The organism is Arthrobacter sp. NEB 688, from assembly GCF_013201035.1.
Lineage (GTDB): Bacteria > Actinomycetota > Actinomycetes > Actinomycetales > Dermatophilaceae > Phycicoccus.
Genome location: NZ_CP053707.1, coordinates 1,610,687 through 1,623,675, shown reverse-complemented (window position 1 = coordinate 1,623,675; position 12,989 = coordinate 1,610,687). Strand labels below are relative to the sequence as shown.

The following is a 12,989-nucleotide window of genomic DNA, read 5'->3' as shown; positions in this document are numbered from 1 at the left end:
CGAGCGGGTGGTGGGCCGGGGCGCGCGGGGCGCCCCGGCCCGTCACCTGTCAGACCTCTTCGACGCTGCTCGGCTCACGCCGGGACAGGTCGATGCCGAGCTCCTCGGCGGCACGGAAGACGTCGTCCTCCGCGTCGTGCATCTCGATGGTGGACCCGTCGCTGGACAGGACCTCCACGTTGAGGCAGAGGGACTGCATCTCCTTGATGAGCACCTTGAAGGACTCGGGGATGCCGGGCTCGGGGATGTTGTCGCCCTTGACGATCGCCTCGTAGACCTTGACGCGGCCGTTGACGTCGTCGGACTTGATGGTGAGCAGCTCCTGCAGCGCGTAGGCGGCGCCGTACGCCTCCAGGGCCCAGACCTCCATCTCACCGAAGCGCTGGCCACCGAACTGGGCCTTACCGCCGAGCGGCTGCTGGGTGATCATCGAGTAGGGACCCGTGCTGCGCGCGTGGATCTTGTCGTCCACGAGGTGGTGCAGCTTGAGGATGTACATGTAGCCGACCGAGACGGCCTCCGGGAACGGCTCGCCGGAGCGGCCGTCGAAGAGGCGGGCCTTGCCCGTGCCGTCGATGAGGCGGACGTCGTCGCGGGTCTTGCGCGTGCTGTCGAGCAGACCGACGATCTCGTTCTCGCGGACACCGTCGAACACCGGCGAGGCGACGCGGGTGCCGGCCGGGGCCTGGCGCGCGTCCCCGGGGATGAGGTCGGCCCACTCGGGCGTGCCCTCGATCTCCCAGCCGCGGCTCGCGGCCCAGCCGAGGTGCAGCTCGAGGATCTGGCCGACGTTCATGCGGCCGGGGACACCGAGCGGGTTGAGCACGACGTCGACCGGCGTGCCGTCCTCGAGGAAGGGCATGTCCTCGATCGGGAGGATCTTGGAGATGACGCCCTTGTTGCCGTGGCGGCCGGCGAGCTTGTCGCCGTCGGTGATCTTGCGCTTGTTCGCCACGTAGACGCGGACCAGCTGGTTGACGCCCGGGGGCAGCTCGTCGCCCTCGTCCTTGTCGAAGACCTTGACGCCGATGACGGTGCCGGTCTCGCCGTGGGGGACCTTGAGGGAGGTGTCGCGGACCTCGCGGGCCTTCTCGCCGAAGATGGCGCGCAGCAGGCGCTCCTCCGGGGTGAGCTCGGTCTCGCCCTTGGGCGTGACCTTGCCGACGAGCAGGTCGCCGTCGCGGACCTCGGCACCGATGCGGATGATGCCGCGCTCGTCGAGGTCGGCGAGGACGTCCTCGGACACGTTCGGGATGTCCCGGGTGATCTCCTCGGGGCCGAGCTTGGTGTCGCGGGCGTCGACCTCGTGCTCCTCGATGTGGATCGAGGAGAGGACGTCGTCCTGCACCAGGCGCTGGCTGAGGATGATCGCGTCCTCGTAGTTGTGGCCCTCCCACGGCATGAACGCCACGAGGAGGTTGCGCCCGAGCGCCATCTCGCCACCGTCGGTCGCGGGACCGTCGGCGATGAGCTGGCCGGCCTCGAGGCGCTGGCCCTCGTCGACGCGCACGACCTGGTTGTAGCTGTTGCCCTGGTTCGAGCGGTCGAACTTCGCGATCCGGTAGGTGCGCGAGGTGCCGTCGTCGGCGGCGACGGTCACGAGGTCCGCGGAGACCTCGGTGACGACACCGGCCTTCTCGGCGACGACGACGTCACCGGAGTCGACGGCGGCGCGCAGCTCCATGCCGGTGCCGACGAGCGGGGCCTCGGCCCGCACGAGCGGGACGGCCTGACGCTGCATGTTCGAGCCCATGAGGGCGCGGTTGGCGTCGTCGTGCTCGAGGAACGGGATGAGCGCGGTCGCCGCGGACACCATCTGGCGCGGGGAGACGTCGATGTAGTCGACCTCGGCGGCCGGGACGTACTCGACCTCGCCACCCTTGACGCGCACGAGGACGCGCTCGTCGACGAAGTGCGTGCTGTCCTGGGAGAGCGTCGCGTTCGCCTGGGCGATGACGTGCTCGTCCTCCTCGTCGGCCGAGAGGTAGTGGATCTCGTCGGTGACGCGACCCTTGTCGACCTTGCGGTACGGGGTCTCGATGAAGCCGAAGGAGTTGATCCGCCCGTAGGACGCGAGCGAGCCGATGAGGCCGATGTTCGGGCCTTCAGGGGTCTCGATCGGGCACATGCGGCCGTAGTGCGACGGGTGGACGTCGCGGACCTCCATGCCGGCGCGGTCACGGGAGAGACCACCCGGGCCGAGGGCCGAGAGACGCCGCTTGTGCGTCAGGCCCGCGAGCGGGTTGTTCTGGTCCATGAACTGGGAGAGCTGGCTGGTGCCGAAGAACTCCTTGATGGACGCCACGACCGGGCGGATGTTGATGAGCGTCTGCGGCGTGATCGCCTCGACGTCCTGGGTCGTCATCCGCTCGCGGACGACACGCTCCATCCGGGACAGGCCGGTGCGGACCTGGTTCTGGATGAGCTCGCCGACGTTGCGCAGGCGGCGGTTGCCGAAGTGGTCGATGTCGTCGGTCTCGACGCGGATGTCGACGGCCTCGCCGCGGCGGGTGCCGGGCATCGTGTCCTCGCCGGCGTGCAGCGCGACGAGGTACTTGATCGTGGCGACGATGTCCTCGAGGCCGAGGGTCGAGGTCGACAGCTCGCTCTCGATGCCGAGCTTCTTGTTGATCTTGTAGCGACCGACCTTCGCGAGGTCGTAGCGCTTGCCGTTGAAGTAGAGGTTGTCGAGCAGGGTCTGCGCGGCCTCCTTGGTCGGCGGCTCGCCCGGACGCAGCTTGCGGTAGATGTCCAGCAGCGCGTCGTCCTGACCCGTGGTGTTGTCCTTCTCCAGGGTCATGCGCATCGACTCGTAGTCGCCGAACTCCTCGAGGATCTCGGCCTCGGACATGCCGAGGGCCTTGAGGAGGACCGTGACCGACTGCTTGCGCTTGCGGTCGACGCGGACGCCGACCATGTCGCGCTTGTCGATCTCGAACTCGAGCCAGGCGCCGCGGCTCGGGATGACCTTGGTGGAGTAGACGTCCTTGTCGGAGGTCTTGTCCGGGGTGCGCTCGAAGTACACGCCCGGGGAGCGGACGAGCTGCGAGACGACGACGCGCTCGGTGCCGTTGATGATGAAGGTGCCGCGCTCGGTCATGAGCGGGAAGTCGCCCATGAAGACCGTCTGGCTCTTGATCTCGCCGGTGGTGTTGTTCATGAACTCGGCGGTGACGAACAGGGGCGCGGAGTAGGTCTGGTCGCGCTCCTTGCAGTCCTCGATCGAGTACTTGACGTCCTCGAAGCGGTGGTCGCGGAAGCTCAGCGACATCGAGCCGCTGAAGTCCTCGATCGGGGAGATCTCCTCGAAGATCTCCTCGAGTCCGGAGCGCTCCGGGACGTCGTCGCGGCCGGCCTCCAGGGCGGCGGCGACGCGCTCCTGCCAGCGCTCGTTGCCGAGCAGCCAGTCGAAGCTCTCGGTCTGCAGGGCGAGGAGGTCGGGGACCTCCAGCGGCTCACGGATCTTGGCGAACGAGAGACGGCCCGAAGCCGTCAGTGCGGTGGTCATCTTGGACGTGGTGCGCGAGGCAGCCAAGGAGGGTTCCTTCCACGGGCCTGGTCTGTTGTGCGAACTGGCCGCTCCCGACCCCATCGACCACCGTGTGCCGTGCCCACGCGGGTCCACCCGGGACAGCCGGGGGCATGGCGATGGGACGACTCGACGACGAGCGAGGGAAGGTTAGGGGCAGCGCAAAGAGATAGCATACCCGACGAAGGCAGCACCGTCCAACCGCGTCAAGCCCCCAGGCTCCCGGTGCGGCCCCCCGCGTGAGCAGGTGACGCGCAACAGGATGACGCCGCCAGGTGCCCGCGTCAAGCGAAACCGCCGTTCCCGGCGTGCCGCGCTCCGTGCGCGGGCGTCCCGGAGCCCTGCGTGCGGGTGCCCCGGACGGGCCCGGGGGCCGTCGTCAGTAGGCCGAGAGCTGCTCGACGAGCCAACGGCCGTCGACCTTGCGCATCGTCGCGATGACCCGGTTCTGGTCGACCGAGGGCTGCTCCTGGCCCTGCGCGGTCTTCGCCTGGTCGAGGAAGACCTGGACGGTGACGGTGTCGGGGGTCTGGCCCATGACGCCGGCTTCGTAGCTGCGCGCCTGGACCGTCACCTTCTGCTTCTGCGCGACCGGCGCGATGGTGGAGGCCATCGTCACGGCGTACTCCTTCTTGAAGGAGCCGGTCAGCAGGCCCGCGTTGCGCTGCGCCTGCGCGTCGAGGGTCTGCCAGCCGTACGACAGCAGCTGCTCGAGGGAGGTGCGGGCCGCCGCGGTGGCCGCCCGGGCGTCGCGCTCGCGCGCGCCGGGGTCGCGCAGCGAGACGGTGAGGACGAGCGCGAAGGCGACGAGGGCGAGGACGAGCAGGGTCAGGGGGGTCGCGACGCCGGCGGACAGCCGACCACGGCGCTCCTGGGCGGCGTCGTCGGGCCCGGTACCGTCGTGCTCCGTGTCGTCGTGCTCCGTGCCGTCGTGCCCGGTGTCGTCCTCGAGGGCCTGGACGTGCTCGACGGGTTCGTGGGTGACGGGCTCGGTGACGACGGGCGCGGTCACGACGTCCTCGGCCCGGTCCCCCACGACGGGCTCGGCCGGGGTGGTCGGGGCGGACATGGGCGCCCCGGGCTCGGGGGCCTGCTCGGCGGGTCGGCCGTGGCGGCGGCGCTGGCCGGCCACGCGGGGCCGGCGACGGTCATCCGACGAACTCAAGGCGCTCCACCTTCCACGTGCCACCGAGCTCCCGCAGGCCGAGCTTGACCCGGTAGGTCTTGGTCTCGCCGTCCGGGACGTTGGTGTTGCTCGTCGGCGCGACGATGCCGACGATGACCTGGGCCGAGTCGCGGTCGCCCGACACCAGCGCCGCCTCGGCCCGCTCGACGCGCGAGGTCGACCTGTTCTGCACGACGACGGTCCGCAGGTCGGCGAGGCTCTTGCCGTAGCTGTCGAGGAACTCCCCCGTGGCCCCGTCCTGCACCCGCTGGGTGTCGACGTCCACCTCCCGGTAGTCGAGGGTCGCGAAGTTGACGGCCAGCTGCCGGCCGGCCGCGAGCGCGTCGCGCTGGGCCTGCTCCAGCTGCCGACCCTCGTACCAGGCGCGGCCGCGGGTCGCGCCGAGCACGACCGTCGCGACGACGACGAGCGCGACGAGGGCCCACAGGACGCGGACGGTGCGGGTCATCGGGTGGCCTCCTCCATGATCCAGGACAGGCCGCCGCCGGCGGCCGGGGCGACGGGGGCGCCGACGGTCGCGGGCGCCCCGTAGGCGGTGGTCCCGAGCGGGACCGGCTCGGAACCGTACGCCATCGCGTAGCTCGTGCTGCCGGCCGGGCGCGCGCCGGGCGCGTTCTGCGCGCCGCGCACGGTCGAGGCCGACCCCCGGGGCAGCGTGCAGCGGGCGTCGGTGTTGACCGGCGGCAGTCCGCTCGTGCGGTTGGGGTCGGTCTTGGTCGTCCCCCCGTAGCCCTGGGTGCAGGGCCCCGGCGACTGCGAGAGCTGGAGGCCGAAGTGGGCGCTGCCGTCGCCGGGGACGACGGTGTAGCCGCCCGCGACGACCTCGGGGTAGGTGATGAGCAGCTGGTCGATACCGTCGACGCGGGCGCTCGTCACCTGCCCGACGGTCACGAGGTTGGCGAGCAGCGTCGCGAGCGAGGTGCGGTTCTCCGCGACGACCGCCTCGAGCTCGCGCGAGGCCACGGCGCCGCGGTCGAGGACGACGCGCAGGTCGGGGTCGGAGTCGCGCAGCGTCTCGGAGATGCGGGCGAGGTTGCCCGAGAGGGTCCGGATCTGCGAGGCGCCCTCGCGCTGGGTGTCGAGCACGACCTTGCCCGAGCGCAGCAGGGCGACGGTGTCGGGCAGCGCCTCGATCGCGCTGCGGGTCAACGCGTCCCCGTCGTCGATGAGCCGGCCGAGGTCGTCGCCGGTCCCCTCGAAGCCGGTGCCCAGCTCGTCGACGACCGTCGCGAGGTCGTCCTTCGGGACCGAGCGGACCGTGCGGTCGACGTCGAGGAGCAGCTGGTCGACGCGCAGCGGGGTGGCGGTGTCGTCGCGCGCGATGACGTCGCCGTCGGCGAGGTACGGGGCGCCGGCGGCTCGCGGCTGGAGGTCGAGGTACTGCTCCCCCACGGCCGAGCGGTTCTCGACGACGGCGCGGGTGTCGGTGGGCACCTCGACGCCGCTCTCGAGCTTCGCGTGGGCGCGGACGCCGTCGGCGCTGAGGGTCAGCTCCTCGACCCGCCCGACGCGGACCCCGCGGTAGGTGACCTCGGCGCCCTCGAAGATGCCACCGGAGCTCGCGAGGTCGACGACCACGGTCGGGCCGGTGCCGAAGACGCGCTCGGTGAGCCCGACGTAGCTCGCCGAGAGGATCGACGTCGCGACGACGGTGATGACGAGGAAGAGCCCGAGCTGGACCCGGGTCAGGCGGCGGATCACGGCTGCCCCCCGGTGTAGAGGGTGGTCCAGGACGCGTCCTCGGTGGAGCCGCCGCCGAGGCACACGGGCGGGCAGAGCGGCCCGCCGGAGCGCGTCGGCAGGGGCAGGCTCGGCAGGACCGTCGGCACCGGCACCGTCACGGTCGGCAGCGCCGTCGGGAGGGCGGTCGGGAGCCTGGTCGGCAGCACGGTGGGCAGCGAGGTCGGCAGGATCGTGGGCAACGAGGTCGGCAGGGGCAGGGTGAGGCCCCGCAGGTCGAGGTCCGCCGTCACGCGCAGGTTCGTGTAGTCGCCCTTGATGGCCTGCAGCGAGGAGTCGGGGAAGGGGTAGGTGAGCAGCAGCTGGAGGCTCGCGGGCAGGTCGTCGCCGGCCTTCGCCAGCTGGGCGAGCACGGGCTTCAGGGCCTCCAGGTTCGCCAGCGTGTCCTCGCGCGAGGCCCGCACGACCCGCGTGCCGACCTTGCCGAGGCGGTCGAGCGAGGTGAGCATCGTCGTCAGCTGCTCGCGCTGGTCGGCGAGGATCTTCAGGCCCTTCGGCAGCTCCCGCAGGACCCCCTCGAGCTCGTCGCGCCGCTGCGCCAGGCTCGCGCTCAGCCGGTCGATGCCGTCGATCGCGCGGATGATCTCGGCCTTCTGCTCGTCCAGGCCCCCGACGAAGGTGTCGAGCTGGGTGATGAGGCTCCTCACGTCGTCGGTGCGCCCCCGCAGCGCGTTGTTCAGCTCGGTCTCGATGACCTTGAGCTGGCCCACTCCCCCGCCGTTGAGCAGCATCGAGAGGGCGGCCAGCACCTCCTCGACCTCGGGGTTGCGGCCGGTGCGCTCCAGCGGGATGAGGTCGCCGTCGCCGAGCCGGCCGGAGCCGCCGCCGTCGGGGCGCTCGAGGGCGACGTACTTCTCGCCGAGGAGCGAGGTCTGCTTGAGCTCGGCCCGGGTGTCGTCGGGCAGGTCGCTCGCGGCCGGCACGCGCATCGTCACGCGGGCGGTCCAGCCGTCGAGGTCGATGGCCGTCACCTCGCCGACGGTGACCTCGTCGACCTTGACCGACGAGCGCGGGACGAGGTCGAGGACGTCGGTGAACTCCGCCCTGACGGTGATCTGGCGGCCCTCGGCCCGGGGACCTCCCGGGAGCGGCAGGTCGTAGACGCTCGTGCAGCCCGCGAGGACGAGGACGACGAGGGCGCTGACGACGGCGGTGGCGCGGCGGCGGGTGGTGGTCATCCGAGCAGCCCTCCGAGGGTCGGGTCGGCGCCGCGCAGCAGGCCGCCGGTGTCGCCCCGCGAGCCGGTGAGCCCGCCGAGGACGTCCGGCAGCTTCAGGTCGAGGAGGCCGGAGCTCTTGCAGAGGTCGGTGTTGCCCGTGCCGGTGGGGCCGGTGACGAGCGAGCAGAGGAGCAGCCCGGGCCGGTCGGTGCCCTGGATGGTCGCCCGGGTGTCGAGCGTGCCCGTCTTCTCGTCGTAGGCCAGCTGGAGGTTGGAGAGGGCGACGGGGGCGTCCTCGAGGGTCTCGGCCAGGGCCTTGCGCTCCTGCGCGACCGCGGAGGTGACGTCGGTGAGGCGCGCCACGTCGTCCTTGAGCACGGCGCGGTTGTCGCGGACGAACGAGGTGACCTGGTCCAGGGCGACCGCGAGGTTGGCCAGGGCCGAGGCGAGGTCGTCGCGCTCGTCGTCGAGGGCGGTGGTGACCGACGCGAGGTTCTCGTTGAGCCGGCGCACCTGCTTGTCGTTGGCGGCCACCGTCTCGGTGAAGGTGTTGAGGTTCTTCACGGTGGAGAAGAGGTCGCCGCGCCCCTCCGCGAAGGTCTGCACGGCCCGCGAGAGGTTGACGGTCGTGTCGTGGAGGGTCTGCCCGTTGCCGTCGAGGTTCGCGGCGCCGGTCTCGAGCACCCGCGAGAGCGCACCGTCGGCGTTGGCCCCCTGCGGCCCGAGCGCGACCATGAGGTCGTCGAGGCTCTGGCTGACGCGGTCGAGCTCGACGGGGACGGCGGTGCGCTCCAACGGGATCCGGGCGCCGTCACGCATCCGGGGGCCGTCGGTCCAGACCGGCAGCAGCTGGACGTAGCGGTCGCTGACGAGCGAGGGCGCGACGATGGCCGCCTGGGCGTCCGCGGGCACGGGGTGCTCGGTCGTCACGTCGAGGTCGACCCGGACGGTCTTCCCGCGCGGCTCCACGGCCGTGACCTCGCCGACCTTGACGCCGAGGATGCGGACGTCCGACCCGGGGAAGAGGCCGACCGCGCGGACGAACTCGGCGGTGAGGTGCATCGGCTGCGGCCGGGGCCAGGCGACCGCGACGACCGCCACGAGGGCGAGGACGAGGACACCGGCCGCGAGCGCGAGGCGTCGGGGCGTGCGGCGGGCGGCGGCGGCCACGCGGGCGGCGCCGGGGAGCGTGCGTCGGGTCATCCGCGCCCCACCCCTCCCACGGGGTTGGTGAGGTTCTGGATGTAGGTGTCGAACCACGGCCCGGTGCCGAGCGTGTTCGCGAACAGCCGGGTGAAGGGCGCCATCGCGCGGATGGTCGCCCGCAGGTCCTCCTCGTGGTCCTGCAGCGTGGAGAGGACCCCCTTGAGCTGCTCGAGGGCCGGTCGCAGCTCGGCCCGGTTGTCGCGGACCAGCCCGGTCACCTGCTCGGCGAGGGCGCTCGTGTTCGTGAAGAGGGTGTGGATGGCCTCGCGCCGGGTCTCGAGCTCGGCGACGAGGAGGTCGGCATCCTCGATCAGCCGGTCGACGACCGCGTTCTGCTCCGCCACGGTGCCCGTGACCGAGTCGGCGGCCCGGAGCAGCTCGCGCAGCTTCTCGTCGCGGCTCGCGATGGTCGACGAGAGCCGGCTCAGCCCGTCGAGCGCGCCACGGACGTTCTCGGGGGTGTCCTCGAACTCGGTCGCGAGGACGTCGAGGGAGCGGGCCAGCTGGTCGGTGTCGATCCGCTCGGTCGTGCGGGTGAGGTCGGAGAACGCGGTGACGACGTCGTACGAGGAGACGGTGCGCGACAGCGGGATCTGCGCGCCGACCTTCATCCGGCCGGTGCCGCGGGGCTCGAGGCCGACGTACTTCTCGCCGAGGAGGGTCTTGATGCGCACGGACGCCCCCGTCGTCGGCCCGAAGGCGACGTCCTCGGTGACGCGGAAGTCGACGCGCACGTGCGAGCCCTCGAGGTCGACGCCGGTGACCTGGCCGACCGTCACGCCCGCGATCCGCACGTCGTCGCCGTCGCGCAGGCCGCCGGCCTCGGTGAAGGCCGCGCTGTAGTCGTCGCCGCCGCCGATGAAGGGCAGGCTCGAGGCGTTGAACGCGAGCACCATGAGCACGACCATCGCCGCGATGCCCGCGATGCCGAGCCGCAGCGTGTTGCGGTCGCGCGGAGGCCGACCGGCCCGCGCCCGGCGGGAGGGCAGGCGGGGCAGGCTCGGCAGCCGGAGCGCCCTCACGACCGGCACCTCGCCGCCGCGACGTCGTAGCCCAGCCCGCCGGGCGTCTTGCCGGTGGGCAGCAGGAGGTTCTGCACGTCGAAGCGGCAGAGGTAGAAGTTGAACCACGAGCCGTAGGTCGCCGTCCGGGTGATGGTCGAGATCTTCGTCGGCGCCTGCGCGATGAAGCGCTCGAACTCCTGGGTGTTCTGCGGCTCGTTCAGCGTCCCCGCGAGGTCGCCGAGGTTCGCGATGTCGCTCTTGAGGTCCGGACGGGCGGCCTGCAGCAGGCTCGCGGTGTCACCGGTCAGCGCGTTGATGTTCGTCAGCGAGTCGCCGATGGCCTTGCGGTCCTGCGCCAGCCCGGAGACGAACCGCTGGAGCTGCGTCAGGAGGTCGGCGAAGGCGGTGTCGTTGGACTCCACCGTCCCGAGCACGGTGTTGAGGTTGTCGATCGTCCGGCCGATGACGGCGTCGCGGTCGGCGAGCGCCTGCGTGAGCGACGCGGTCTGCCCGAGGAGGCTGTTGACGTCGCCACCCTCGCCCTGGAGGACGGAGATGACCTGCGCGGACAGCTCGTTGACGTCCTGCGGCGACAGTGCGGCGAACAGCGGCTTGAAGCCGTTGAAGAGCACCGTGAGGTCGAGCGCGGGGTGCGTGCGCCCCAGCGGGATCGTGCCGCCCTCGGGCAGCGGCGTGGCGTCGCCCGGCTCCTGGGTCAGCGCGACGTAGCGCTCGCCGACGAGGTTGCGGTACTTGATGGTCGCCGCCGTGCCCTGCGTGAGGGTCGAGCTGCGCAGCACCTCGAAGGTCACCTCGGCGCTCACCCGGTCCTTCGCGACCCGGATGTCCTGGACGGTGCCGACGCGCACGCCGGCGATCCGGACGTCCTGGCCGCTGTTCAGGCCGGTGACGTCGGTGAAGACGGCGCGGTAGGTGGCCTTGTCGCCGGGCAGGACGTTGGCGATGGTCGCCGCGAGGACACCCGTGGCGAGCACGGTGACGACGACGAACGCGACGAGCTTGACGAGGCTGGGGCCGGTCCTCACTGGTCGACCACCGCCCCCCGCAGCATCGGGCCGGCGAGGAGGGTGGTCAGCGCCGAGGGCTCGCCGTGCCCCTCGGAGGCCAGCGCGATGGCGACGACCTCCTGCTCGGCCCGGGTCCCGGCCAGGCCGGAGTCGACGTTGCCGACGGCGACCGCCCCGGGCGCGAGCAGCGCCGAGGGCACCGACGAGCCGGCGGCGCCGCCCGTGCCGTCGGCGAAGGTCACCGACCCGCGCGGGTTCTTCTGGCTGCCGCCGGGCGAGGGGAGGCCGCGGCAGGTGGGCCCGCGGTCGTCCTGCCACGCCGGCTCCTGGCCGGGGCGGTAGGCGCTGCGCTGCGGCGGCGTCTCGAGGGTGATGTGGAACTGGCCGCCGGCGAAGATGCCCTCGGCTCGCGGGATCCAGTTGACCAGCCCCCGTGCGAGACAGGGGTAGACGGGCGCGTGCTTGGCGAGGACCTCCAGCGTCGGACGCTGCACCCGGCCGACCTGGATGATCCGGTCCTCGTTCTGCTCGAGGAAGGCGGCGGTCGTGTTGGCGAAACCGGCCGTCCCCGCGAGGAAGCCCGTGAGCTGGTCCTGCTTCTCGACGATGGTCGTGTTCGTCGTGCGCAGCGCGTTCGCGGCGCGCAGCAGGTCGGGAGCGGCCTCGGCGTACGTGCTCGCGAGGTCGGCCAGGCCGCTGATGTCCTCCTGGACCAGGGGCAGGCTCGGGTTGAGCTCGGTGAAGTAGCGGTTGACGAGGACGAGGTTCTCGCCGAGCTTCGTCCCCCGGCCGTCGAGGGCGGTCGCGAGCGCGTTGAGCGTCGCCGCCAGCTTCTCCGGCCGGACCGTGCGCAGCAGCGGCAGCAGCTCCTCGAAGACCCGCTCGAGCTCGATGGCGACGCTGGTCCGGTCCTGCGGGATGACGTCGCCCTCGCGGATCGCCCGGCCGGGGTCGCCCTGCGGCGCGACGAGGTCGACGAAGCGCTCGCCGAAGAGGGTCTTGGGCAGCAGCCGGGCGCTGACCGAGGCCGGGACGAGGTCGGTGGCGGCGGGGTCGAGCGCCAGCGTGAGCGTCGCGCCCTGCGGGCTCGAGGAGATGGAGCGCACCTCGCCGACGACGACGCCGCGGATCTTGACGTCGGCGGCCTCCTGGAGCTGGCTCCCGATCCGGTCGGTGCGCAGCGTGACGGTGACGACCTGCGTGAAGACCTTCTCGAAGGTGGCGACGGACGCCGCGACGCCGAGCACGGCGACGAGCAGGAACGCGACGCCGTACGCCCGCTCCCGCAGCCCCGCGAGGAACCCACCGCTCATCCGGCGATCCTCACCGTCGTCGTCGCGCCCCAGATCGCGAGGCTGAGGAAGAAGTCGATGACGTTGACGGCGACGATCGAGGTGCGCACCGCCCGGCCGACCGCGACGCCGACCCCGGCCGGCCCGCCGCTCGCGGTGTAGCCGTAGTAGCAGTGGATGCCGATGATGACGACGGCGAACACGAGCACCTTGGCGAAGGACCAGAGGATGTCGCCGGGCGGCAGGAACAGGTGGAAGTAGTGGTCGTAGGTGCCCTTGGACTGCCCGAAGTAGTCGGTGACGATGAAGCGGGTCGCCGCGTACGACGAGAGCAGCCCGAGGACGTAGAGGGGGATGACCGCGACGAAGCCGGCGATCATCCGGGTCGTCACGAGGAAGGGCAGGCTCGGGATGCCCATGACCTCGAGGGCGTCGACCTCCTCGCTGATCCGCATCGCCCCGAGCTGCGCGGTGAAGCCACAGCCGACGGTCGCCGCGAGGGCCAGGCCGGCCACCAGCGGCGCGATCTCGCGGGTGTTGAGGTAGGCCGAGACGAAGCCGGCGAACGCGCCGGTGCCGAGCTGGTCGAGCGAGCTGTAGCCCTGGAGGCCGACCTGGCTGCCGGTGAAGAAGGCGAGGAAGGTCAGCACGCCCACGGTGCCGCCGATGACGCTGAGGGCGCCGGTGCCGAGCGAGACCTCGGCGAGCAGGCGGACGACCTCGCGCCGGTAGCGCCGCAGGGTGCGCGGCACCCACCCGACGGACTGCACGTAGAAGCGCATCTGGGCGCTCAGCTCGTCGAGGAGCCGCAGCGGGGCGCGCGTGAGGGAGGGCAGGCGGGACAT

10 protein-coding genes are annotated in these 12,989 nt (G+C 71.9%); all 10 read right to left on the bottom strand.

The annotated features are described in order from the left end of the window. Positions 1 to 49: 49 nt before the first annotated feature. On the bottom strand, positions 50 to 3,535 hold the full coding sequence (gene rpoB / locus HL663_RS07675) for a DNA-directed RNA polymerase subunit beta (RefSeq protein WP_216842703.1): 3,486 nt from the start codon (positions 3,533 to 3,535) through the stop codon (positions 50 to 52). 373 nt (positions 3,536 to 3,908) lie between these two features. Further along, the gene (locus HL663_RS07670; protein WP_173027793.1) at positions 3,909 to 4,598 is read right to left on the bottom strand and encodes a hypothetical protein; all 690 of its coding nucleotides are present in this window, start codon (positions 4,596 to 4,598) and stop codon (positions 3,909 to 3,911) included. A gap of 79 nt (positions 4,599 to 4,677) precedes the next feature. Next, positions 4,678 to 5,163, bottom strand: a complete 486-nt coding sequence (locus HL663_RS07665) for an Rv1363c family protein (RefSeq protein ID WP_173027792.1) — start codon at positions 5,161 to 5,163, stop codon at positions 4,678 to 4,680. Next, a complete protein-coding gene (locus HL663_RS07660) occupies positions 5,160 to 6,416 on the bottom strand; it encodes an MCE family protein (RefSeq protein WP_173027791.1) in 1,257 nt (418 codons plus the stop codon). The genes HL663_RS07665 and HL663_RS07660 overlap by 4 nt, the downstream gene beginning before the upstream one ends. Continuing rightward, entirely contained in the window at positions 6,413 to 7,633 is a 1,221-nt protein-coding gene (locus HL663_RS07655) for an MCE family protein (protein WP_173027790.1), read from the bottom strand. The genes HL663_RS07660 and HL663_RS07655 overlap by 4 nt, the downstream gene beginning before the upstream one ends. Next, positions 7,630 to 8,817 carry an MCE family protein gene (locus HL663_RS07650; protein ID WP_173027789.1) on the bottom strand — a complete coding sequence of 396 codons (1,188 nt, stop codon included), beginning with the start codon at positions 8,815 to 8,817 and terminating at the stop codon, positions 7,630 to 7,632. The genes HL663_RS07655 and HL663_RS07650 overlap by 4 nt, the downstream gene beginning before the upstream one ends. Continuing rightward, a complete protein-coding gene (locus tag HL663_RS07645) occupies positions 8,814 to 9,842 on the bottom strand; it encodes an MCE family protein (RefSeq protein WP_286176001.1) in 1,029 nt (342 codons plus the stop codon). Before HL663_RS07645 ends, HL663_RS07650 begins: the two co-directional genes overlap by 4 nt. Continuing rightward, complete coding sequence (locus tag HL663_RS07640; RefSeq protein WP_173027787.1) at positions 9,839 to 10,870, bottom strand: MCE family protein; 1,032 nt, start codon at positions 10,868 to 10,870, stop codon at positions 9,839 to 9,841. The genes HL663_RS07645 and HL663_RS07640 overlap by 4 nt, the downstream gene beginning before the upstream one ends. Continuing rightward, complete coding sequence (locus HL663_RS07635; protein ID WP_173027786.1) at positions 10,867 to 12,165, bottom strand: MCE family protein; 1,299 nt, start codon at positions 12,163 to 12,165, stop codon at positions 10,867 to 10,869. Before HL663_RS07635 ends, HL663_RS07640 begins: the two co-directional genes overlap by 4 nt. Beyond that, positions 12,162 to 12,989, bottom strand: coding sequence for an MlaE family ABC transporter permease (locus HL663_RS07630; protein ID WP_173027785.1), 828 nt, complete (start codon positions 12,987 to 12,989; stop codon positions 12,162 to 12,164). The genes HL663_RS07635 and HL663_RS07630 overlap by 4 nt, the downstream gene beginning before the upstream one ends.

What these genes read in the sequence shown, in the direction of transcription:
- HL663_RS07670 (WP_173027793.1), bottom strand. Translation starts at nt 4,598, where the DNA reads ATGTCCGCCCCGACCACCCCGGCCGAGCCCGTCGTGGGGGACCGGGCC.
- HL663_RS07630 (WP_173027785.1), bottom strand. Translation starts at nt 12,989, where the DNA reads ATGTCCCGCCTGCCCTCCCTCACGCGCGCCCCGCTGCGGCTCCTCGAC.
- HL663_RS07635 (WP_173027786.1), bottom strand. Translation starts at nt 12,165, where the DNA reads ATGAGCGGTGGGTTCCTCGCGGGGCTGCGGGAGCGGGCGTACGGCGTC.
- HL663_RS07655 (WP_173027790.1), bottom strand. Translation starts at nt 7,633, where the DNA reads ATGACCACCACCCGCCGCCGCGCCACCGCCGTCGTCAGCGCCCTCGTC.
- HL663_RS07665 (WP_173027792.1), bottom strand. Translation starts at nt 5,163, where the DNA reads ATGACCCGCACCGTCCGCGTCCTGTGGGCCCTCGTCGCGCTCGTCGTC.
- HL663_RS07650 (WP_173027789.1), bottom strand. Translation starts at nt 8,817, where the DNA reads ATGACCCGACGCACGCTCCCCGGCGCCGCCCGCGTGGCCGCCGCCGCC.